This window comes from Mycobacterium colombiense (assembly GCF_001665835.1).
Taxonomy (GTDB): domain Bacteria; phylum Actinomycetota; class Actinomycetes; order Mycobacteriales; family Mycobacteriaceae; genus Mycobacterium; species Mycobacterium colombiense_A.
Genome location: NZ_LZSX01000008.1, coordinates 66,138 through 89,233, shown reverse-complemented (window position 1 = coordinate 89,233; position 23,096 = coordinate 66,138). Strand labels below are relative to the sequence as shown.

Annotated in this window: 21 protein-coding genes; 12 read left to right on the top strand and 9 right to left on the bottom strand. The window is 65.8% G+C overall.

The genetic code is table 11. The features are described from left to right. Window position 1 precedes the first annotated feature (1 nt). Window positions 2-1,297 (top strand): acyl-CoA dehydrogenase family protein, encoded by a 1,296-nt coding sequence (locus A5760_RS01700; protein WP_064877355.1) that lies wholly within the window; start codon window positions 2-4, stop codon window positions 1,295-1,297. Window positions 1,298-1,310: 13 nt separating this feature from the next. Here the strand turns inward: A5760_RS01700 and A5760_RS01695 are convergent, their stop codons facing one another. Beyond that, on the bottom strand, window positions 1,311-1,994 hold the full coding sequence (locus tag A5760_RS01695; RefSeq protein ID WP_082279296.1) for an MspA family porin: 684 nt from the start codon (window positions 1,992-1,994) through the stop codon (window positions 1,311-1,313). 170 nt (window positions 1,995-2,164) lie between these two features. On the opposite strand from A5760_RS01695, the gene A5760_RS01690 reads away from it, so the two are divergent. Beyond that, on the top strand, window positions 2,165-2,410 hold the full coding sequence (locus A5760_RS01690; protein WP_064877353.1) for a hypothetical protein: 246 nt from the start codon (window positions 2,165-2,167) through the stop codon (window positions 2,408-2,410). A gap of 15 nt (window positions 2,411-2,425) precedes the next feature. Here A5760_RS01690 and A5760_RS01685 read toward each other — a convergent pair whose 3' ends face one another. From A5760_RS01685 to A5760_RS01670, 4 genes are all read right to left on the bottom strand, one after another. Beyond that, complete coding sequence (locus A5760_RS01685) at window positions 2,426-3,385, bottom strand: phosphotransferase family protein (RefSeq protein ID WP_064877352.1); 960 nt, start codon at window positions 3,383-3,385, stop codon at window positions 2,426-2,428. After that, window positions 3,386-4,183 (bottom strand): SDR family NAD(P)-dependent oxidoreductase, encoded by a 798-nt coding sequence (locus A5760_RS01680; protein WP_064877351.1) that lies wholly within the window; start codon window positions 4,181-4,183, stop codon window positions 3,386-3,388. It lies immediately after the preceding gene. An 83-nt stretch (window positions 4,184-4,266) separates the two neighbouring features. Continuing rightward, complete coding sequence (locus A5760_RS01675) at window positions 4,267-4,695, bottom strand: DoxX family protein (RefSeq protein WP_064877350.1); 429 nt, start codon at window positions 4,693-4,695, stop codon at window positions 4,267-4,269. After that, window positions 4,692-5,615, bottom strand: coding sequence for an alpha/beta hydrolase (locus A5760_RS01670; RefSeq protein WP_155764167.1), 924 nt, complete (start codon window positions 5,613-5,615; stop codon window positions 4,692-4,694). Before A5760_RS01670 ends, A5760_RS01675 begins: the two co-directional genes overlap by 4 nt. Window positions 5,616-5,707: 92 nt before the next feature. Between A5760_RS01670 and A5760_RS01665 the strand changes: the two genes are divergently transcribed. Further along, window positions 5,708-6,031, top strand: coding sequence for a DMT family transporter (locus tag A5760_RS01665; RefSeq protein WP_076051517.1), 324 nt, complete (start codon window positions 5,708-5,710; stop codon window positions 6,029-6,031). A gap of 55 nt (window positions 6,032-6,086) precedes the next feature. Here A5760_RS01665 and A5760_RS01660 read toward each other — a convergent pair whose 3' ends face one another. After that, on the bottom strand, window positions 6,087-7,538 hold the full coding sequence (locus tag A5760_RS01660; protein ID WP_231122518.1) for an MFS transporter: 1,452 nt from the start codon (window positions 7,536-7,538) through the stop codon (window positions 6,087-6,089). Between the two features lie 342 nt (window positions 7,539-7,880). Here A5760_RS01660 and A5760_RS01655 point away from each other — a divergent pair, with 342 nt between their 5' ends. The 8 genes from A5760_RS01655 to A5760_RS27635 all read left to right on the top strand — a co-directional run bounded on the left by A5760_RS01655 (window position 7,881) and on the right by A5760_RS27635 (window position 19,991). Further along, the gene (locus A5760_RS01655; protein ID WP_064877462.1) at window positions 7,881-10,316 is read left to right on the top strand and encodes a glycogen/starch/alpha-glucan phosphorylase; all 2,436 of its coding nucleotides are present in this window, start codon (window positions 7,881-7,883) and stop codon (window positions 10,314-10,316) included. A 217-nt stretch (window positions 10,317-10,533) separates the two neighbouring features. Then, entirely contained in the window at window positions 10,534-12,027 is a 1,494-nt protein-coding gene (locus A5760_RS01650; protein ID WP_064877347.1) for a hypothetical protein, read from the top strand. Window positions 12,028-12,063: 36 nt separating this feature from the next. Beyond that, window positions 12,064-12,249, top strand: coding sequence for a hypothetical protein (locus A5760_RS01645; RefSeq protein ID WP_064877346.1), 186 nt, complete (start codon window positions 12,064-12,066; stop codon window positions 12,247-12,249). A 67-nt stretch (window positions 12,250-12,316) separates the two neighbouring features. Next, on the top strand, window positions 12,317-12,742 hold the full coding sequence (locus A5760_RS01640) for a hypothetical protein (protein ID WP_064877345.1): 426 nt from the start codon (window positions 12,317-12,319) through the stop codon (window positions 12,740-12,742). A 254-nt stretch (window positions 12,743-12,996) separates the two neighbouring features. Then, entirely contained in the window at window positions 12,997-13,395 is a 399-nt protein-coding gene (locus A5760_RS01635) for an MmpS family transport accessory protein (RefSeq protein WP_064877344.1), read from the top strand. Then, a complete protein-coding gene (locus A5760_RS01630; protein ID WP_064877343.1) occupies window positions 13,392-16,217 on the top strand; it encodes an RND family transporter in 2,826 nt (941 codons plus the stop codon). Before A5760_RS01635 ends, A5760_RS01630 begins: the two co-directional genes overlap by 4 nt. 17 nt (window positions 16,218-16,234) lie before the next feature. Then, complete coding sequence (locus A5760_RS01625) at window positions 16,235-17,062, top strand: mycofactocin-coupled SDR family oxidoreductase (protein ID WP_064877342.1); 828 nt, start codon at window positions 16,235-16,237, stop codon at window positions 17,060-17,062. 46 nt (window positions 17,063-17,108) lie between these two features. Continuing rightward, entirely contained in the window at window positions 17,109-19,991 is a 2,883-nt protein-coding gene (locus A5760_RS27635) for an ATP-binding cassette domain-containing protein (protein WP_064877341.1), read from the top strand. Between the two features lie 6 nt (window positions 19,992-19,997). On the opposite strand, the gene eno is transcribed toward A5760_RS27635, so the two are convergent. Beyond that, on the bottom strand, window positions 19,998-21,281 hold the full coding sequence (eno, locus tag A5760_RS01615) for a phosphopyruvate hydratase (protein WP_064877340.1): 1,284 nt from the start codon (window positions 21,279-21,281) through the stop codon (window positions 19,998-20,000). A gap of 164 nt (window positions 21,282-21,445) precedes the next feature. Between eno and A5760_RS01610 the strand changes: the two genes are divergently transcribed. Continuing rightward, window positions 21,446-21,637, top strand: a complete 192-nt coding sequence (locus tag A5760_RS01610; RefSeq protein ID WP_064877339.1) for a ferredoxin — start codon at window positions 21,446-21,448, stop codon at window positions 21,635-21,637. A 45-nt stretch (window positions 21,638-21,682) separates the two neighbouring features. On the opposite strand, the gene A5760_RS01605 is transcribed toward A5760_RS01610, so the two are convergent. Both A5760_RS01605 and A5760_RS01600 read right to left on the bottom strand, forming a co-directional pair. Then, window positions 21,683-22,234: a carboxymuconolactone decarboxylase family protein gene (locus A5760_RS01605; protein WP_064877338.1), complete on the bottom strand. Its 552-nt coding sequence runs from the start codon at window positions 22,232-22,234 to the stop codon at window positions 21,683-21,685. Beyond that, entirely contained in the window at window positions 22,234-23,079 is an 846-nt protein-coding gene (locus tag A5760_RS01600) for a TauD/TfdA dioxygenase family protein (RefSeq protein ID WP_064877337.1), read from the bottom strand. Before A5760_RS01600 ends, A5760_RS01605 begins: the two co-directional genes overlap by 1 nt. Window positions 23,080-23,096 lie beyond the last annotated feature (17 nt).

Genomic DNA, 23,096 nt, shown 5'->3' with positions numbered 1-23,096 from the left:
GATGTCGTGGGACTTCGCCACCGACCCGGAGTGGGCAGAACAACTGCTCTGGGTCGAAGGCTTCGTGCGCGAGGAGTGCGAGCCGATCGACTTGATTGTGAAGGAATCTCACGACCTGAACGACCCGGTGCGGCAGGCGCTCATCCCGCCGCTGCAGGAGGTGGTGAAAAAGCGCGGGCTGTGGGCCACCCACCTCGGCCCGCACCTGGGCGGTCCGGGCTACGGGCAGGTGAAATTGGCGCTGCTCAACGAGATCCTGGGCCGCTCGGAATGCGCGCCGATCGTCTTCGGCTCGCAGGCGCCCGATTCCGGCAACAGCGAGATCCTGGCGCACTACGGCACACCCGAGCTCAAGGAGCGCTACCTGGAGCCGCTGCTGGACAACCGCATCATCTCGTGTTTCTCGATGACCGAGCCGCAGGGCGGGGCCGACCCGAAGGTGTTTCGCACCACCGCGGTGCAGGACGGCGATCACTGGGTCATCAACGGGGAGAAGTGGTTTTCGTCGTTCGCCTCGATGGCGTCGTTCATCATCGTGATGGCGATGACCGACCCGGAGGCGCCACCCTATGAGCGCTACTCGATGTTCGTCGTTCCCGGCGACACCCCCGGCATCAACGTGCTGCGCGACGTCGGGCTGGGTTACCAGCCGACAGGCGGTGGACGCGAGGGTTATGTCCGCTACGAAAACGTCCGCGTCCCGGCCGATCATATGTTGGGCCCGCGCGGCGGGGCGTTCGTGGTCGCCCAGACTCGCTTGGGCGGCGGGCGGATTCACCACGCGATGCGCACCGTGGGCCTGGTCCGCCGGATCTACGACATGATCTGCGAGCGCGCGGTGTCGCGCTACACCCAGGGCGAGCCGCTGGCCAACAAGCAACTGGTGCAGGAAATGGTCGCCGACTCGTGGATGGAGATCGAGGCGTTCCGCCTGTTGACCCTTCAAACGGCTTGGAAGATCGACCAATTCAACGACTACAAGGCCGTGCGGGCCGACATCTCGGCGGTGAAGGCGATGATGCAGAAGGTCCTGCATGACGTGTCGTCGCGGGCGCTTCAGGTGCACGGGTCGTTAGGCACCACGCACGAGATGCCGTTCGTGCAGTACCTGGTCGAGTCGTTCGTGCTCGGGCTGGCCGATGGCCCGACCGAAGTGCACAAGGTCACGCTGGGCAGGCTGTTGCTGAAAGACCGTGAACCCGCGCCCGATCTGTTTCCCTCCGAACATCTGCTGCGGTTGCGGGCGGCCGCCGAGGCCAAGTTCGCCGACAAGCTGGCGGGCATTCCCCGCGGCTGAGCAGCGAGCCGCATCAGACCTTTTTGGTGACACCGATGTAGGACAGCACCACATCGGATTCGTCGGTCACTCGATTCAGCACCGCATAGGAACGGATGAACGACTCGCCCACGCAGCCGTCGATCTTGACGTGGAAGTTGCTGACCATCACCCAGGGATTTGATCCTCTGAACTGCTTCTTGACCACCGGCACCACAACCACCAGGCCGGGCTTGAGGCCTACATTGAGCACACCCGCGGTGGGAAAAAGAACCAACGGCAGCAGGTCGAACGGCACACCGCTCACCGGGCCCGTCACGCCCGGGGTGATGCCGGCGGTACCCCCGATCGTGACGCCATCGGACGTGCTCATGTCGATTCCGCAACCGATCTCGTAACCCACCTCGAGGACGCCCTGGGGCTGTCCCGGTCCTATCAGCGAGCCGACGAATATCCCGCTGGCGAGGTACTCACGGGACGAAACAGCGGTGGTCAACGGCGCCACCGGAACCTGCTGCTCGTCCCTGGCGCCTACACCCAGCGTCCAGCCGTCAGGGGTATGGAGGATCGCGGGAGGATTCGAGGGCATTGCTCCGTCGGCCTCCGGCGCCGCTTCCGCAGCGGCAGGGGCGACATCGGGATCTGCACCCGTCGTGGCCGCCGTAGGCAATGAAATCACCAGGCAGGCGGCAGCCACCATTGCGCGACGAACGACCACGGCGATGGGCCTCACGGGCGAAACCGTACTCACCCGGCAATTCGAGTAGCGAAATTTGCTGGGCGCCCGGCCGAAGTTGTTGTGTGTTTGTAACTGTTACGCGATATGGGGCTCAGGTAGACTTGGCCTCCGCAAAGCCAACATTCCCGGCCGAAACCGAGGAGGCGGGGATGACTCTTCGCACGCGCGCTCGCGGACTGCTGGTCTGCGCGACGACGGCCATCGCCCTGGCGAGCGGCGCCGGCATCGCGCACGCGGACCCGAACGTCGATCCGCGCCCCCAACCGCCTTGGGTCGACGACGTGTGGAGCCCGTTCCCGACCACCTGGACCAACCCATCCAATGAGGGCCAGCCCGTGAACGACACGGGTGACGTCGGAATGATCTGCGAAAATCTACTGGTCCGCTGCCAGTAAGGCGTATCCCCGACGCTAAGCCAGCGTCGACCGGGCACGCTCGAGCAGTCTCGGCAAAACCGCTGCCATGGCTTCCAATTCGGCCCGCGGCGCAGCTCGCCGGCGATTGTGTTTGACAATCAGCGACCACGTCGCCACCGACTTGAAGCACGCCAGCGCGGTGAACCAGCCCAAATCGCTGACGTCGCAACCTAACTCAGACCGGTACAGCTCGGCGAGCTCTGCGATTGGTGGCACCATGCCGTCGGGCACGTTAACCCGCCGATACGTGTCGGGATCGCAGTTGATCAAAAACCAGCCCGCATCGATGCGCGGATCGCCTATCGACCAGATCTCCCAGTCGATGACGGCGTTGACGCGTGATCCGGCCGCGAGCAGGTTGCCCAGCCGGAAGTCACCGTGCACCACGCGGGACGCCATCGCGCCCGGCGCGCAATCCAGCAGCGCGTCGCGCACTTTCGGCCAGTCGGGCGCCAGCGCCGGGTCGACGGTCCGCAGCGTGTCGGACCACCGGTGGACTTCGGCGGTCGGGTCGACCACCGGCTCATCGCCCAGCCCGAGGTCCGCCGGCGCGAGGCTGTGCAGCGCGGCCATGGTGCGGCACGCATTTCGGTACCGATCGCCTACATGGGACACGGGTGGGCAATCGTCGAATAACGGCTCCACACATTCGCCGTCGATATGTGACATCACGTACAGCGGTGGTGTGGCGGGCGGGCGCCCCGCGTCCTCCCACAGCACCTCCGGCACCGGAACACTGGTTGCGGCAAGCGCTTTGATGATGCGGGCCTGACGCAGCATGTCGCGATGCGCGACCGGTTCGACGCCGGGCGGGGCGACCTTGATCACCACGCGTTGGCCGTCGCTGGTGCCCGCGAAGGTCAGACTGGAGGCTCCCCCGGCCAGCGGGACGACATCGGTGACGCCGGCGCGGTCGAGCCGCCGGCGCAGCTCGGTGGGGTCGAGCTCGGCCATTCAGCCCGCCGGCGCGGTCCAGCCGACCTCGGCGAGGAAAGGCTGGGTGTGTGCGACGCGCCCGGTCAGCGTCTTCGGATCGCCCGTGCACAGCCGGAACGCGGTCTCGGTAATCAGCGCGATGTCCTCGGTGTCGGTCTTCGCCAGATCGAGGGTGCCGGCGCCGGGCGTGGCCACCGGATTGGACGGGGCGGCGGCGTTCACCGCGATGCCGTCGTCATAGAGTTCGGCCGCAAGGCTTTTCGTCAACCGATTGAGCGCGGCCTTGGCCGTGCCGTAGATGCCGAAGCCGGCGGTCCGGTCGAACTCCGAGAACGGCGGCCCGGCCGGCAGGTCGCCGCCCACCGAGGTCAGGTTCAAGATCCAGCCGCGTCCGCGCTCGCGCATCGCGGGTATCGCCAGCTGACACAGGTGCAGGGGCCCGAGCACGTGCATCTCCATCATCAGCCGGGCGCGTCGCTCGGGAAACCCGTCGAGGGGCCGCAGGAACGTCACCGCGGCGTTGTTGACCAGGATGTCGGGCGCGCCGACGGCACCGGTCACCTCGGCGAAAAGACGTTCCCGGTCCTCGGATTGGGACAGATCCGCTTGGACCGCAACGGCTTTGCCGCCCGCGCCGACGATATCGTCGCGCGTCTGGCTCAGCGACCCCTGGTACTTCGGATCGGGGTCCATCGTGCGGGCGGTCAACGCCACCGTGGCCCCGCGTTCGGCCAGCCGCACGGCGATCGCCTTGCCCAGGCCCCGGCTGCTTCCGGTGACGAGAGCCACCATCCCGTCGCAGCGTTGTGCACTCATCGTCAACCTCTCCGAACCCGCCCGTCGGTGGAAACAGCTTCTCCGTATCAGAGAATGCCATTATCGCCGGTCGAGGGGAAGCCTCAGCTGGACGTCTTTCGGCGTAGTGCATCGAGCGAGTAGGCGCCGCCGCCGGAGAAGACCAGCAGGAAGAACGCGAAGCAGAACAGGATCGCCAAGGCTCCACCGTTGCCTGCGGGCGGATCGGCGACGGGCCAAAGCGCCTTGGGTTGATGAATCGAGAAGTAAGCGACCGCCATCTCCCCCGAGGCGACGAACGCGACGGCGCGGGTGAACAACCCGCTTGCGATGAGCAGACCCGCGACGATTTCAATCAGGCCGGCGTACCACTCCGGCCAGAGTCCGAACTCGATATGAACGGGCGAGCGGACGGGCCAGTCAAAGAGGCTTCTCGACCCGTATGCGGCGAAGAGCAAACCGTAGACGCAGCGAAACAGGCTGAGCACGGCAGGGGCGTAGCGAGCCAGTGTCTGGTCGAGCCCATTAATCACGCTGGCAAGGTTACGGTGGCGGCCCAGGCGAGCAGGCGACGCCACAGCCGATGCCGGCTCGACGCCATGTTGTGGCAGTGCGCGCTGTCGGCCAGCACGATCGTGGTGATGTCGGGGCTGCTCCGGTACAGCCCGGCCTCGGCGCGCGGATCCGGCGAGACGTCGACCACGCCGTAACCGACGAGCACCGGGATGTCGATTCGCGCCGCGTGCTCGGCGACGACGCCGGGGATCATCGCCGTGCCGAACACCCGGGGAACCACCGACTTGGCGGTGACGGAGTCGGCCGCGACGACGTCGGCGGGCACGTCGGCGAGGTGAAACCAGCTCTGCAGGTGCTCGCGTGGCCCCTCGAAATACGGCTGCGGAAGGGCGGACAGGATTTCGGCGGCCAGCTCGGTGCGGCCTTGCGGGGTGGCGCAGCGCGCGATGATCGCCGCATCGAGGTTCAGCGGCGCGACGTGTTGATTGGTGCAACCGAGCACCGCCAGCCCGGCATAACCGGGAAACAGCGCTTGCTGGGTGATGGCCAGATACCCGCCCAGCGAATGCGCCACGGCGACCGGCGGCGCGTGGATGCCGATCGTGTCCGGCAGGGCGGAAACGGCACACGCCAGCGTTGCGGCGATATCGCCGAAGTCGAAATCACATGCGGGGTGCGAGCTTTCGCCGGTGCCCAAGGGGTCGATCGTCACGACAGCGTAGCCGTTCTCGGTGGCGAAGCCGGCAAAGCTGTACCCGTGGTGGCCGGGGATCTCGAGGTCCCAGTATTCGCGGCTGTACGTACCGCCCGGCAGGCAAACCAGCACCGCGGGGGCCCGCTCGCCGCCGCGGGCGGGATAGTACGTCGCGGCCAGCGCCGCGCGTTCCCCGATCACCTCACTGACATCGAGCTCCAGTGGATGCCCGGCAAGCGTCATACGGCGCAACCCTTCGTCGGCGAGTGGAAGACGATCCATTGCCTCCCTGTCAGGTAAATACGTACGTGTACCTGGGTATGCAAGGAGGCGTTTTGACTTATCTCTTTCTCCTCGGCGCCATATTCGCTGAGGTGATAGCGACCAGCCTGCTCAAGAGCACCGACGGCTTCAGCCGACTGTGGCCGACCGTGGTGTGCCTGATCGGTTATGCAGTCTCCTTCGCCCTGCTGGCGGTGTCGATTTCGCGCGGTATGCAAACCGACGTCGCCTACGCGTTGTGGTCCGCGATCGGTACCGCCCTGATCGTGCTGATCGCAGTGCTGTTTCTGGGCTCGTCGATATCCGTGACGAAGGTTCTCGGCGTCGGGCTGATCATCGCCGGGGTGGTGACGCTGAATTTGACCGGCGCGCACTGACCGCCCGGCTTGTCCGCTGTGGCAACCAACGAGTCCTTGCGCTCCTGTCGCAGAACTACACCGCGTCCGGCGCGCGGCTGCCTGGTCGTCGGGTGCACGGGTCTTGGCAGGCGTGGTTGATGCCCGGCACCAATTGATGCGCAAAGTCGCCGCCGGTGCGGATCGTCAGCAGCGCGACACTTCCGCCGACCACACATACGACTGCGATGATGATCATCGCGAGCGAGAAGCCGGGGCCGAGGGGCGTCCCGGGGGCTGCGTCGATCCCGGCGGCGACTGGCAACACAGCGATTGCGAGAAGGCCCGCGATCCTCGAAACCGCGTTGTTCACACCCGAAGCGGTTCCGGCATAGGCATCAGGAACCGCAGAAAGAACGGCTGCAGTCAGAGGCGCCACCGTGATCGCCAGGCCGACGCTGAAGATAACCACCGCGGGCAGGACTGCAGCCAGGTAAGTCGCCCCGGGCACGATACGCGCCATCAACGCCACACCGCCCGCAGCGACCAACGGGCCGACCGTCATGGGCAGCCTGGGACCGGTCCGCTGCCCCAACGCACCGGCCAACGGGGAGCCGATCATCATGATGATCGTCATCGGCAGCGTCGCCAGACCTGCCGCGAGGGCAGAGTAGTGCAGGCTTTGTTGCAGCTGCAGCGCCAACAGGAACAACGCACCGCCGATTGCCGTGTACACGGCCAAGGTCGTGAGATTGGCCCCGGTGAATTGCCTTGAGCGGAAAAGCTCCTGGGGCAACAGCGGCGACGGTGCGCGTCGTTCAATCAGGGGGAAAGCGACCAACGCAGTCAGCCCCACGCAGGCGGCGGTGACTGTCACGAATGTCCAACCGAGCGAAGGGGCCTCGATCAGCGCGAAGATGACCCCCGCCAGGCCGACCGTGACGGCGGCAGCCCCGAGGATGTCGGGGCCGCCCCGTGCGGTTTGATCGCGAGATTCCGAGATGTGCCGCGCAGCGATCCATGCCACCGCGACGGCCAGCGGAAGGTTCAAGAGGAAAACCCAGTGCCACGACGCCGCGTCGACCAGCCAGCCGCCGATGAACGGACCCAGCGCCGTCGTCACACCGGACATGCCCGCCCAGAGACCGACGGCACGGCCGCGGTCGCCGTCGGTGATGCCGGCGTCGATCAGGGCAAGGCTGCCCGGGACCAACGCCGCCGCGCCGACACCCTGCACCAGCCGAGCGCCGATCAGCCATCCGATCGTCGGCGCCAAACCGCAGCCGAGAGAAGCCACGCTGAAAACCACCAGTCCAGCAAGAAAGACCCGTCGCCGGCCGTACCGGTCGCCCGCAGCGCCTCCGGAGAGGAGCAAGGCGCTCAGCGTCAACAGGTAGCCATCGAGGACCCATTGTTGGCCGGTCAGACCCCCACCAAGCTCCCGGCCGATGGTAGGCAGCGCAACGTTGACCACGGTCCCGTCGAGGAGCGCAATCCCCGAGCCGAGGACGGCCGCGGCGATGAGCCAACGCGCGCCGGCCGACGCCAACGGCAGTTGACGTGGCTCCGTCGATTCACCGCCACCAGGCCGGCCCACGGATGAGGATTCTGCGCTATGGGGTCGCCGCCGCGGCCACCGACCCCGGCTGGCAACGCTCTCTCGTCGCCAGTAAGTGAGCTTCCGTTCACGTGGCAGACTTCAATTCCGCTCCTGGTGTGCAAACACCGCTGCGAGACTGACGGCCTGCACGCCACTGGGTAGGCCACGCCGTGCTGACACCATCTCTAGCGAGTAGGACCCACCATGACCGATGTCGATCAGACGCCCTCCGACGGACTCTCCCCCGGCAACCCCACCCGGGCCGACTTGGTCGAGCATTCTCGTACCGGGATGGGCGCGGCGGCACTACAGCGGGCGATCAACGACCACCTGCGCTACTCGATCGGGCGCCCGGCGGCGGCGCGGCGCCCCGAGCATTACTACCGCGCGCTCGCTCTGGCGGTGCGGGACCGCATGCAGGACCGCCGGGTGGTCTCGACGCAGACCTCACTCGACCTCGGGCGCAAGGTGACCTGCTACCTGTCGGCCGAATTCCTGATGGGGCCGCAACTGGGCAACAATCTGCTGAACCTCCAGATGGAGCGGGCCGCCCGAGAGGCGCTGGCGGCGATGGGCCAGAACCTCGACACGGTCCTGGCCTGCGAGGAGGAACCCGGGCTGGGCAACGGGGGCCTCGGCAGGCTCGCCGCGTGCTACCTGGACTCGCTGGCCACCCTGGAGCGCCCTGCGATCGGCTACGGCATCCGCTACGAATTCGGCATCTTCGATCAGGAAATCCACGACGGCTGGCAGGTCGAGCAGACCGACAACTGGCTGGACAACGGAAACCCTTGGGAGATCGCTAAACCCGACGTCAGCTTCCTGGTCAAGTGGGGCGGCTATGCCGAGCACTACACCGACGAGGCCGGCCACGACCGCGTCCGCTGGGTGCCCGGACGGCTGCTGAAGGGCACCGCCTACGACACACCCATCCAGGGCTACGGCGTCAACACCTGCAACGTGCTGACGTTGTGGAGCGCGCGCGCCGTCAAGTCATTTGCGTTGGAGGCCTTCAACACCGGTGACTACTACAAGGCGGTCGAGGACGAGGTCACGTCCGAGACCGTCACCAAGGTGCTGTACCCCAATGACGAGCCCGACGCTGGCAAGCGGCTGCGCCTGCTGCAGCAGTACTTCTTCGTTTCCTGCTCGCTGCAACACGTGCTGCACATCATGGACGACCTCGCCGACGTGTCCGTCAAGGAACTACCGCAGCGGTTTGCCTTGCAGCTCAACGACACCCATCCCTCGATCGGGGTCGCCGAGCTGATGCGGCTGCTGGTCGACGAGCGCGAATTGGACTGGGACGAGGCGTGGGACATCACCGTCGCGACGTTCGGCTACACCAACCACACCCTGCTGCCCGAGGCGCTCGAGACCTGGCCGCTGGAGATGTTCGCCGAGTCGCTGCCGCGCCACCTGGAGATCATCTACGAGATCAACCGGCGGTTCCTCGACGAGGTGCGCGGCCGCTTTCCCGGTGACGAGGACCGCGTAGCCCGGATGTCGTTGATCGGTGAGAACGGCGGCAAGCACGTCCGGATGGCACACCTGGCCACCGTCGGCAGCCACGCCATCAACGGTGTCGCCGCACTTCACTCGGAGCTACTGAAAAGCAGTGTGCTCAAAGACTTTTACGAGATGTGGCCGGAACGGTTCAGCAACAAGACCAACGGTGTGACGCCGCGCCGGTTCCTCGCGCTGGCCAACCCCGGGCTGCGCGAACTGCTGGACCGCACCGTCGGTGACGGCTGGTTGACCGATCTGGACCGGCTGCGCGGGCTCGAGCCGTTTGTCGACGACGCCGCCTTCCGGCGCGAGTGGCGCGACATCAAGCGCAACAACAAGTCACGCCTGGCCAAATACATCCACTCGGTTGCCGGCGTCGAACTGAACCCAGACTGGATGTTCGACGTCCAGGTCAAGCGCATCCACGAATACAAGCGCCAGCACCTCAACGTCCTGCACGTCGTCGCGCTCTACCACCGGCTCAAACAGAATCCCGGCCTGTCGATCCCGCAGCGCGCCTTCATCTTTGGTGGCAAGGCTGCCCCCGGGTATTTCCTGGCCAAGCGAATCATCAAGCTGATCAACGCGGTCGGGGAAACGGTGAACGCGGATCCGGACGTGAACCGATTCCTGAAGGTGGCATTCGTGCCCAACTTCAACGTGCAGAACGCCCACATGATCTACCCGGCCGCCGATTTGTCCGAGCAGATCTCCACCGCCGGCAAGGAAGCCTCCGGCACGGGGAACATGAAGTTCATGATCAACGGGGCGCTGACCATCGGCACCCTGGACGGGGCGAACGTCGAGATGCGCGACGAGGTCGGCCCGGAGAACTTCTTCCTGTTCGGCCTGACGGAGGAGCAGGTCGCGGCGGTCAAGGCCAACGGATATCGTCCGGCCGATTACATCGATGGCAACGACGAGCTGCGCGCGGTGCTGGATCTCATTGCCGGCGGGACGTTCTCGCGCGGGGACACCGAGGTGTTCCGGCCCCTGGTGGACAACCTGCGCTACGACGACCCCTTCCTGGTGTGCGCCGACTATGCGTCCTACCTGGACTGCCAGGAGCGGGTCAGCGCTTCCTGGCAGGACCGGGAATCGTGGACCAAGATGTCGATCCTCAACACCGCGCGCAGCGGCAAGTTCTCGTCGGATCGCGCCATCACCGAGTACTGCGACGAGATCTGGAACGTCTGGCCACTGACGGTCAAGATCTAGCGGTGACCGGGCAAATCCCGTACTGCGCTCGCGGTTGGCCGGCTGCCCGGTAACCAGCGCAACCTGCCCCGGCGGCGGATGCGCCGGAAACGGGCTAGGGTGGGCGCTCACGCTGAGGAATTCCTCGCGGTATTCGGCGGTGCTGACATTGAGGGCGACGTCACAAGTGGACGCTTCCACGGCCCGCCGCAAGGATCGACACGACGGCAGGAGAGATGTGACTTCACGCTTCCGCAGCCTTGCGCCGGCTGCGTTGATCATGGTGCTGGCACTGCTGCTCGCCCCGTCCGCCTCGGCCGACACCTACACAGACCAGCTGGTGAACAGGTTCGACGCCCAGACGCATGTGGTGGTCGACCCGGGTGCCAGACCGCCGCTGCAGAACCCCGACAAGGTGAACCAGCAGATCCTCACCAGCTCGTGGACGTGGAGTTCGGGACCTCCGATCTGGGTCGCTGCGGTGTCGCCCGCGCAGAGCGGTGTGACCACGGCCGACGCCGTCCATGACGCCATGCTGGCCCGCAACGCCGAATTCAGCGGGGTCATTCTGGTCATCGACTCTCGCGGCTACCACGTACGCGCCTACAACGTGCCCAAGGCCATCGCGGACAACGTCGATCAATTCATGAATCAGTCGGCGAAGGATCATCGCAACGACCCGTACGGCGCGACGAGCGCTTTCGTCGGCAAGCTGGCGAGCGTCAAAGCGGCCTCCCGCGGTCCGGTGACCACCTCGCACGTCGCGCACGAAAAGCATGACGACTGGGCCTGGCTGAAGGTGACGCTGGTCATCGTCGGCATCGGGCTGGCCGTGGCCGGCCTGCTCTGGTTCGCGGTGGGCCGAAATCGCAAGCACCGCAAGAGCTCCGAGGCGCGCGAGGAGATCAAGCAGGAGTTGATCGCGGCCACGTCGAGTGTCAGCGACCTCGATAACGCGGTGCTGACCGAGAGCGGCGCCGATGTCAGCGCCGAGCAGTTGAAAGCCAACGCCAGCCTGTACGACGCCCGAACGGCTTATGACAAAGGCGATTACGGCGCCGCGCGGGCGCATCTTCGGGTGGTGGCGTCCACGGTCGCCAAGGCCAACCGCAAACTCGACCCCGGGCAACCCAGGCCCGACGTTGCCGCCGTGACTTCGGTACCACCCGACGATCGCAAGCAGGCGAGCGTGCGCGCCAGGAACCCGGACACCGGCGAATCGGTGACGATCACCAACAACAACTACAGCACCACTGCGCAGCCCGACTACCCGTACTACTACGGCGGTGGCTACCACAACGGGATGTTCTTCTACCCCGGGTATTACCCGTACGCGTTCTGGGGTCCGGGCTGGACGTGGGCGCTGGCCGACGTGCTGCTGATGGATGCGTTGCTCGACGACCATTGGGGCGGCAGCTACGAGCGCGGCTTCGAAGCCGGCCGCGACTCCGCCTTCGCCGATGCCAACAGCTACAGCTATGACGGCGGACAGGCCGCGGGCTACGACAGCCCACCGGCCGACGTGGGATTCACCGGCGGCTACCAGGACTCGGGCGGCGCCGGTATCGGATTCGCGGGCGGCGACGCCGCATACTCCGGCGGCGGTGACGTGGGCTTTAGCGGCGGGTGGGACACCGGTGGCGGCTGGGACTCCGGCGGCTCCGATTTCGGCGGCGGTTCGGACTTCGGCGGCGGGTCCGATTCCGGCGGCGGCGGCGACTTCGGGTTCTGACGTAACGCGAGTAGGTCGAGAAGTGAGGTTCCTGCAATGAGTACGGACAAGATCAATCGCGCCATCCTGCTCGTCATGGTGGTGATCGGAGCGGTCGCCTACGGCCTGCTGTACAGCCACGCGTCCATCGTCTTCAAGCTGCTCGTGCCGCTCGCCCTGATCATCCTGGTCGTACTGATCGTTCGGGATGTGATCAAGGACCAGGACTCCGGAAAGCGCTGACACCTGGATCGTTGGGGTAGCCTTCTCCGCGAGCCTCGGTTTTCCACGGCGGAGCAAGGACTGGAACATGAGTTCGTATCTGTATGGCTTGCTGACCTTACTAGGCCTTGCGTTTGCGCTGGTGTTTGCGTCCGTGGCTGCCGTATTCATCAAACGTTTGGGCGATCGAGCGACCACTCCGATAGGTGAGGAAGTGGGCAGCGCCAAGACCGTTGTCACCAAAGTGCGTAAACGCCAACCAATGTCACAAGATGAGTTGAATTATGCGACGCGACTCCTTGCGGCACGTGGCTCCGTGATGGCGTTGGGCATCCCGGGTGCTTTGTTCGCGATCGGCTGCTTTTATGTGTTCGGCAGTCTTTACCACTTGCACGGAGCGACACCCTCCGAACGTACATTTCTGGGGGTGTTTCCCATGTTGGCCGGCACCAACCTCACCATCCAGATTCTGCGAAGCGCCAGGTTGAAACGCCGATTACAGAAGATGTCCTAAAGCAGCCCGAGGCGTCTGGTGCTGTCGCCATCAACGCCAGGTAGGTATGCCCGCGGGCCGTCTCGGTCGCGTACCGGCGTCGTTGCCGCTATCGTTTGCACGATCATCTGTCCTTTGAGCACACGACCGTCTACTATCTGCAGTGGCCTGAAGGCAGTAGCAGGGGGCGTGAAAACGATGTCTGGGACCGGACTCCGAAAGGCGAGCCAGTGAGCCCTCGCTCAGTCGGCAGGACTGTCTTGGCGCGCATCTGGATGCCTTTGGTCGCCGTCGTTGTGGTCGGCGTGGGCGCGGTGGCCATGGTGAAGGTGCACGAGTTCTCCAACCCCCCGCCGGTCATCACCGTCAATGAGCCGGCAGCACCTCCGGAGTTCAGTATCAAACGGCTCACGTATGAGTTGTTCGGCAACCTCGGTGAGGGCGGGATGCTCGTCTGGGTGGACATCAACGGGCATCCACATCAGGTCGATCTCACGACCTTGCCGTGGTCGCATACGGAGGCGACCACACTGACCGTGGTGTCCGGCAGCATCTCGGCACAGGTTCATGGTGGTCAGGTCGGCTGCCGGCTGCGGGTGAATGGCATTGTCCGCGCTGAGCAATCCGATGCCCATCAGGACGCACACGTCTTTTGCCTGGTGAAATCGGCATGAGCGAGCACCAGGCGGAGCCGCGGGCGAAGCGACCCTTCTTCCCCAGAATGGTCCGCATCTTCGCGATACCGATCATCGCCTTTTGGGGCCTGCTCGCGGTGTCGACGAACACCTTCATGCCGCAGGTCGAAAGGGTCGCCGAAGAGCTCGCAGGGCCGCTGGTCCCGCACTACGCGCCGTCGCAGCGGGCGTTGCTGTCCATCGGCGCGAAGTTCCACGAGTCCAATTCGACCAGCTTGGCCATGATCGTGCTCGAAGCCAACCGGCCGCTGGGCGACGCGGATCATCGGTACTACGACGATCTGATGCGCCGGTTCAGGCAAGACCCCAAGCATGTGCAGTACGCCATGGATCTGTGGGGGAAGCCGATCACCGCAGCAGGGGCGCAGAGCCTCGACGGCAAGTGCGCGTACGTGCTGCTGCGCCTCGCGGGCGATATCGGCCAAATGCAAGCCAACGAGTCCGTTGCTGCCGTTCGGGATATCGTCGCCAAGGTCGCGCCGCCGCCCGGGCTCAACGTCTATGTCAGCGGCGCGGCCCCGCTCGCCAAAGACACTGTCGCTATTGCGAATTCGAGCTTGAACAACATCACGATCGTGACGATCTTCCTCATCATCGCGATGTTGCTGCTGGTCTACCGCTCGATCGTCACCCTGTTTGTGCCACTGGCCGGAGTTCTGTTCGAGATGCTGGTCGCGAAGGGGGTTATCGCCACCCTCGGGCATCTCGGGTACATCGAGCTCTCATCATTCGCCGTGAACATCGTCGTCGCGCTGACGCTGGGAGCGGGGACGGACTACGGCATCTTCTTGATGGGCCGCTATCACGAGGCGCGACACGACGGCGAAAGCAGGGAGCAGGCGTTCTACACCGCGTACAAGAGCGTCACACCCGTCATCCTCGGCTCGGGGCTGACGATCGCGGGGGCGTGCTACTGCTTGACTTTCGCGCGCCTCAACTACTTCCACACCATGGGGCCTGCCGTCGCGATCAGCATGCTGTTCACCATCGCGGCGGCGCTGACACTGGGCCCGGCCTTCTTGACCGTGGGCAGCCTATTTGGGCTCTTCGACCCGAGAAGCAAGGCCAAGGCTCACCTGTATCGGCGGTTTGGAACGAGCGTGGTGCGGTGGCCGGTGCCGATCCTCTTCGCCAGCGCCGCTGCCGTTCTGCTCGGGGCGATCTTCGTGCCGACCTACCGGCAGAACTACGACGACCGCCAGTACCAGCCGCACAATTCCCCCGCCAACCTGGGTTTCCAGGCAGCCGACCGGCATTTCCCGAAGAGCAAGCTGTTCTCCGAGATGCTGATGATCGAGTCGGATCACGACCTGCGAAACTCGGCGGACTTCATCTCATTGGACCGCGCGGCCAAGGCTCTCGAACGCCTTCCCGGCGTCGCGATGGTGCAAAGCATCACCAGGCCCATGGGCCGAGCCTTGGAACACGCCACAATTCCCTACTTGTTCACCACACAGGGCAGCGGGAGCGGTCAACAGCTCCCGTTCACCAAGCAGCAGAACGCCAATACGAACGAGCAGGCACAGATTACGCAGCACACGGTCGCGGTCTTGCGCAAAGAGATCGGGTTCTTCCAAACGATGTCGGACGAGATGCACAAGACGGTCCTCACCATGGAGGACATGCAGAAGGTCACGGACGAGTTGAGGTCAAACCTTGCCAACCTCGAAGACTTCTTTCGGCCGATGCGCAGCTATTTCTATTGGGAGAAGCACTGTTTCGACATTCCCATCTGCTACGCATTCAGGTCGCTGTTCGAATCGATCGACGGCCTCGACAAGATGGCCGACGACATCAAGGACGCCGTAACCTCTCTCGAGGTCATCGACAAGACCTTGCCGCAAATCATCACACAGCTCAAACTCACGGCCGACGACTCGGACGCTTTGGCCTCTCTTTTGGTCAGCACCTACGGCCAATCTTCTCTGCAGTCCACCCAGACCGACCAGACATTCGACGACCAGATCAATGTGGGCCTCGACTTCGATCAATCCCGCAGCGATGACTTCTTTTACATCCCGCACGAGGGTTTCGACAACGACGACGTCAAAACTGGTATGCAGCTGCTGATGTCGCCCGATGGCAAGGCGGCCCGGCTCATCATCACCCATGAGGGAGACGCCAACGGCCCGGAAGGCGTGCAGCACGTAGAACAGTTCCCCACAGCCATCACCGTGGCGCTCAAAGAGACCTCGCTGGCCGGCTCGAAGGTTTATATCGGCGGTTCGGGATCGACCAACAAGGACATTAAGCAATACGCGGCATCCGATCTGCTTATCGTGGCGATCGCCGCCTTCGTGCTGATCTTCTTGATCATGTTGTTCCTCACCAGAAGTCTGATGGCCGCCGTCGTCATTCCCGGCACGGTGGCGTTCTCCTACGCCGGGGCGTTCGGGCTTTCCATCCTCGTCTGGCAACACCTCATCGGCCTGCAGTTGCACTGGTTGGTATTGCCGCTGACGTTCATCATCCTGGTCGCCGTGGGTTCGGACTACAACCTGCTGTTGATCCTTCGGGTCAAAGAGGAACTGCACGCCGGAATCCACACCGGCCTGATCCGCGCGCTGGGTAGCACCGGCGGCGTGGTGACATCGGCGGGTTTGGTGTTCGCGTTCACCATGCTGGCAATGCTGACCAGCGATCTGCGCACCGTCGGTCAGGTGGGTTCCACCGTGTGCATCGGCCTACTGCTCGACACGCTGATCGTGCGTTCGTTCGTCGTGCCGTGCATCCTGCGGATCCTCGGGCCATGGTTCTGGTGGCCGACGCTGGTGCGTACCCGTCCGCTGCCACAGCATTAATGAAAGGCCCAGATCGCATGAGCGACAACGACAAACCCCTTACCGGCCGGGTCGCATTCGTCACCGGCGCCGCACGCGGACAGGGCCGTTCGCATTGCGTGCGGCTGGCCCGGGCCGGGGCCGACGTCGCCGCCATCGACGCCTGCGGCCCGGTGGCGGCGAACAACGGCTACCCGGCATCGACGCCGGAGGACCTGGCCGAAACGACGAGCCTGGTGGAAAGCGAAGGCGGCAAGATGCTGGCCGCGCAGGTCGACGTCCGCGACGCCGCCGGCCAACAGCGGATCGTCGACGAGGCGATCACCCAGTTCGGCCGCCTCGACATCGTCGTCGCCAACGCCGGCGTGCTGAATTGGGGCCGCCTCTGGGAGATTTCGGCTCAACAATGGCAGGACGTCCTCGACACCAACCTGACCGGCGTCTGGAACACCATCAAAGCCACTGTGCCCGCGATGATTCAGGCGGGTAACGGTGGCTCGATCATCACCATCAGCTCGGCCGCGGGCGTGAAGGCCGTACCGGGTTGCGGTCATTACTGCGCCAGCAAGTTCGGTGTGGTCGGGCTGACGAACTCGCTGGCGGTCGAACTCGGCGGATACGGCATCCGGGTGAACTCGGTACACCCGTACGGCACCGACACCCCGATGGGTAACGACCCCTCGATGTGGCAGCTGTTCGCCGACAACCAGACCTACATTCACAGCTTCTCCCCCGGCGCATTACCCACCGACTCGCTCGCCGACCCGAACTTGGTCTCCGACATCGTCTTGTGGCTTGCCAGCGACGCGTCCTCATTGGTGACGGCCGCGCAAATTCCCGCCGACAAGGGCTACCTGAAGATCTGATAAGAGAGCCACCGGGCGCACCGCCGACGACGGGCATAATCGTGTCGTGAAGGCATCCGGCGCTGCACCGCCGAAAGCGCGTGCCGGATCGCTACGACCCGGCGAACTGGCGCAAGCATCGGTGATGGGCGCCCTGTGCGCGGCGATCGCCATCATCGCGGTCGTCCTTCCGCACGGCGGGGGGCTCGGCCTGCTCGGCAGCGTGCCGACCGGGCTGCTGGCCTATCGCTACCGGATCCGCGTTCTGATCACCGCGACGGTCGCCGGCGGTGTGATCGGTTTCCTGGTCGTCGGCCTGAGCGGTCTGGGGGCGATCGGGCTCTGTGCCTATGTCGGGGGCCTGGCCGGAACCGTCAAGCGGCACCGCCGCGGCACGCCCACCGTCATCGTGGTGTCGGTCGGCGCGGGCGTCGTCGTCGGCGCCGGGATGGTCGTCGCGCTGACCGTCCTGACCCGGTTCCGGCAACTCGCCTTCCAGGCCGCCAGCGCCACCGTGGACGGCGCCTCGACGATCGTGTCGCGGGTGCCGCAGCTGCGTCCGGCCGCGCAACAGTTCAAGGCGTTCTTCGCCGAGGCGCTGCATTACTGGCAGTGGCTGGTCCTCGGGTACGCCGTCTTCGCGATCGTGGGCGCCTCGCTGGTCGGCTGGTGGGCGTTGTCACGGGTGCTGGAGCGACTACGCGGCATTCCCGACGTGCACAAGCTGGACGCGCCCGCCGGCGACGGACCGATCCGGCCCGTCCCGGTACGGCTGGACCAGGTGCGCCTGCGCTACCCGCACGCCGACCACGACGCGCTGCATGCGGTCGACATGGACGTGCGAATGGGTGAGCACATCGCGGTCACCGGCGCCAACGGCTCCGGGAAGACGACGCTGATGTTGATCCTGGCCGGGCGCGAACCGACGTCGGGCACCGTCGTCCGTCCCGGGGCGGTCGGACTCGGCGAACTCGGCGGCACCGCGGTCATCATGCAACACCCCGAGAGCCAGGTGCTGGGCACTCGGGTCGCCGACGACGTGGTCTGGGGACTGCCGCCCGGCAAGACCACCGACATCTCCCGGCTGCTCGGCGAGGTCGGCTTGGCCGCACTGGCCGACCGCGACACCGGCAGTCTGTCCGGCGGAGAGCTGCAGCGCCTGGCCGTGGCCGCGGCGCTGGCGCGCGAGCCGGCGCTGCTGATCGCCGACGAGGTCACCAGCATGGTCGATCGGCAGGGCCGGGAGAAACTGCTCGCCGTGCTGTCCGGCCTGACTGAACGCCACCAAACCGCGCTGGTGCACATCACCCATTACAACGACGAGGCCGAATACGCCCACCGCGCAATCAAACTCGGCGACTCGTCGGTCTATACCGAGCTGGTGCAGAGCGCGACCGCCCCGGCGCCGACGGTGACGACCGATCTCGCCTCCGGCGCGCCGGTGCTCGAACTCGTCCACGTCGGACACGAATACGCCGGGGGCACGCCGTGGGCTCAGACCGCGCTGCGCGATGTCAGCTTCGCGGTGCACCAGGGTGACGGGCTGCTGATCCACGGCGGAAATGGTTCCGGCAAGTCGACATTGGCGTGGATCATGGCCGGATTGACCGCGCCGGCCACCGGTACCTGCCTGCTGGACGGACGGCCGACCGCCGACCAGGTGGGCGCTGTCGCGCTGCAGTTCCAGGCGGCGCGGCTGCAGTTGATGCGCAGCCGGGTCGATCTGGAAGTGGCTTCGGCGGCCGGGTTTTCACCCACCGATCACGCCCGGGTGACCGCGGCGCTTGCCGCCGTCGGCCTGGATGCCGGGCTGGCGCGGAGGCGCATCGACCAGCTCAGCGGTGGCCAGATGCGTCGCGTGGTGCTGGCCGGGCTGCTGGCACGATCGCCACGGGTGTTGATCCTCGACGAGCCGCTGGCGGGGCTGGATGCCGCCAGTCAGCGCGGTCTCGTCCAGTTGCTCATCGAGCGGCGTCGCGACACCGGCCTGACAGTGGTGGTCATTTCGCATGACTTCGCCGGGCTTCAGGAGCTGTGTCCGCGCACCCTGCACCTGCACGACGGTTCACTGCAGCCGGCACCGGCCGCGGTCCAGGACAATACGGTGGCTACCGCCGCTCCGGCCAAGCGGCCGTCCGGTCGCCGGCGCCCCGTCGTACTGCTGCGGCCGGTGCCGGGCAGCTCGCCCATACACGAGTTGTGGGCCGGTACCAAACTGCTTGTGGTGTTTGGTATTTCGCTGCTGCTGACGTTTTTCCCAGGCTGGGTGGCGATCGGGCTCACCGGCGTGCTGGCGGTGACGGGAATACGGCTCGCACGCATCCCCCGGGGCGTGCTGCCGTCGGTGCCGCGCTGGCTGTGGATCGTGCTGGTGATCGTCGGCATCAACGCGGCGTTCGCCGGCGGGAGCCCGAGGGTCCACCTGGGCACGGTGTCGCTGGGCTTCGGCGGCCTACTGGACTTTCTGCGCCTCACCGCACTGTCGGTGGTGTTGCTCGCCCTGGGCGCACTGGTGTCGTGGACGACCCATGTCGCTCAGGTCGCCCCGGCTGTCGCCACTTTGGGCCGCTTCCTGCGGCCGCTGCGGATCCCCGTCGACGACTGGGCGGTCGCATTGGCGCTCGCGCTGCGGACCTTTCCGATGCTCATCGACGAATTCCGGGTGCTCTTCGCCGCGCGCCGGTTGCGGCCCAAGCGGCCGCCGCAAACCCGCTGGGCCAGGCTGCGACGCCCGGCGGCAGACGTGATCGACGTGGTCGTCGCGGTGATCACGGTGACACTGCGCCGCGCCGACGAGATGGGCGATGCCATCACCGCCCGCGGCGGCACCGGCCAGATCTCGGCCGCCCCGTCGCGACCGAAACCGGCTGACTGGCTGGTACTTTCGATCGTGCTTGCGGTGTGCGGGGCCGCCGTGGCGGCCGAGCTCGCGTTGTTCGCCGCGCGCTGAACGCACTCAGAACCGCGCCAGTCCCGGGACGTCGGCCAGCGCACAGTCCGGGATGCCTTCGGCCGCGCGCAGCAGAAAGTTGAGCTTCGCGATGCGCTCGCCGGACCGCGGTGCGCCGTTCTTCTGAAACGGTGCGCCCAGGCCAACCGCCAGGTCCATCACCACGTCGTCGATGACGCCGCCCGAGCGACCCGAGGGAATCGCCAAAACGTTGTTCCGCGTGGCATATTCGAAGCAGTCCAGAGCTTCGGCGATGGTTCCGACCTGGTTGGGCTTCAGGATGAAGCCGTCCACGGCGGACGTCTCGACGGCGCGCCGCAAGCGCGCGGGGTTGGTGACGATCAGGTCGTCTCCGACAATGATCGAACGGTTCACCGCCTGCACCGCTTTGGCGAACCCGGGCCAGTCATCCCCGTCCAGCAGGTCCTCGATGAACAGCATCGGGAATTCCTGCGACAGCCCCCGGGCATAGTCGATCAGCACCTCCGCCGTCACCCGTTCGCCGTTGAATGCATATGTCGCAGAGTCGCTGTCGTACACCTCACTGGACGCGCAGTCCAGAGCGAACGCCATGATGTCGGCGCAGCCGGCGCGCTCGACGGCCTCGGTCAGCACCTCCAGGACGACGTGCGGGTCGCTGGACGGCGCGACGTATCCATACGACGACGCCAGCATCGGTGCGCGGCCGAGCCGCTCGGTGAGGACCTCGCCGAGTGTCTCGAACAAGGTCACCCCCTTTTCGACCGCGGATTCGATCGAGTCCGCGCGATAGGGCACCACGAGGAACTCACTGAATGTCTGGCAGACATCGCCGTAGTGACCCCCGTTGATCATGTTGAAGCTGGGCACCGGGACGGTGGTCGGTGGCTCGAGCCCGAGTAGTGCACCGACATAGGTGTAGGTGGGTGTGCCGGCCGCGGCGGCGGCCGCCCGCAGCAGCGCGATCGACGTGGAGTAGATCGCGTTGCCGCCGAGCCGGCGCTTGTCGGGCGTGCCGTCGAGATCGATCATGACCCGGTCCAGTGACCGCGGATCGTCGAGCTCCGCGCCGATGAGGGCAGGGGCGATTTCGTCGGTCACCGCGGTGATGGCGTCGTGCACGCTCAGCCCGTTGTAGTGGGTTCGATCGCCGTCCCGCAGCACGAAGGCCTCGTGTGAACCCACCGAGCTGCCGGTCGGCGACGCGCCGCGGCCGACAACGCCGCTGTCGGTGGCAATTTCGACCTCGAGCAGCGGCCGGGCTTTACAGTCCAGCAGTTGGCGCGCGATGACGGATGCGATCTTCATCATCGACCTCCCGGACCCAGGATCTCAGCGTAAGGCCGCGCCACTGAGAGGTCACTGAGAAGTCGCCACCCGTCATTTCCCGCCCACCCGCGCTAGGCTAGCGTTTACACAAGTAGTACTGTAAAAACTCCGCGTGTCGGACAGAGGGATCCTGAAGGAGGATCTTCATGCGGCCGGTAGTGAACCTCGATCGGTGTGAAGGCAATGCCTACTGCGTGAACATCGCGCCGAACGTTTTCCAGCTCGACGATGACGACTACGCGGTGGTCATCGCAGATCCGGTCCCCGCCGAGCAGGAGGCGCTGGTCGAGCAGGCCATCGCCGAGTGCCCGCGCGCCGCCCTGTCTCGCGAGGACTAGAGCGCACCACGACCCGGCACCGGGCGCCGACAACGCGGCGGCGGTCTACTCGTGCTCTTCCTGGATACCGAACGTGTTGACGGCCAGCGCCAGCAGAAGGTAGCCGCCGATGGTGAACGTCAGATCCATGCACTGCTGCTGCGTGAACAGCTCGCCCAGTAAATCCCAGGTCGCCTGGCTGATCGTGCTGTCACCGGTGAGATCATCGACGGCCCGGATCACGGCCTGATCGATCCGGTCGGCGCAGCGGCCGGAGCGGATGTCATCGATCTCGGATTCGGTCAGGCCGGCACGCAGCGCGATCGGAATGTGGTGCGACCACAGGTAGCCGCAATTGCTGCGGTGCACCACCCGCAGCAACGCGACTTCGCGCACCCGGGGCGACAGGCTCGATCGCATGAGCAGGTAGGCGTTGAACGGTAGGTAGGCCGCGGTCAGGTCGGGATGGCGGACCATGGTCGACAAAACATTGCCCGCACCAACGGGATTCGCCCGATCGGCCGGGATCAGCGACGCCAGCGCCGCTCGGGCGCTCTCGTCCCACTCGTCGGCGGGCAGCGGTGCCAGGCGCAGCGAATGCTGGTCGGCAGGCGTCATCACTGGATCGGCTCGTCGCCGAGCACGGTGGTACGCAGCATTTCGCGTTGCGAATCCGGATCGTACGGGGCCGCGCGGTGCAGAACCCCGCGGTTGTCCCAGATGACGGTGTCGCCGATCGACCAGCTGTGGCTGTAGACCTTCTCGGGCACCGTGGCGCGCTTCAGAAGGCTGTCCAGCAGGGCGCGTCCCTCGTCGAGATCCATGCCGACGACGTAGTCCGCGGAGGCGCCCAGCACCAGCGACTTGCGGCCGCTACGGTGTGTCCACACCAGGGGATGCTCGTGGGTGCGGCGGGATCGCCAGCGCTGCACCAGTTCCGGTGACGGGTCGGGGTAGACGCGGCGCTGGGAGGCTTCCAGCGAGTGCACCACACGCAGGCTGCCGAACCGCTCCTTCTCCCCGTCGCTCAGGGCGTCGTAGGCGGCGTAGGAGTTGGCGAATTCGGTTTCGCCGCCCCATTCGGCGACCTGTACCGCCGACAACACGGTGGCCTTCTGCGGGCACTCGTCGCCCAACGGTGTGCAGCCGTCGATGTGCCAGTCGAAGGTGGCCTTCAGGTAGGCGGCCGAGGCGTTCTTCGACTTGTCCAGCGTAATCGGGTAGATGCCGGCCACCGGATGGTGGCCGTCGGATGAGTGGTCGATCTCGCCGAGTCGACGGCAGAAGCCGACCTGGGCCGCCGGGTCGAGCTGCAGACCGCGAAAGACCAGAACTCCGTTGTCTTCCAACGCATCCAGCACCGCCTCACCGACCGAGTCGTCGCTTGCCAGCGCGGCCGGCTCGAGGCCCGAGACTTCGGCGCCGACGGAGTCGGTGAGTTTGGTGATGGTGAGCAGACTCATGGTCGCTCCTTTCGAGA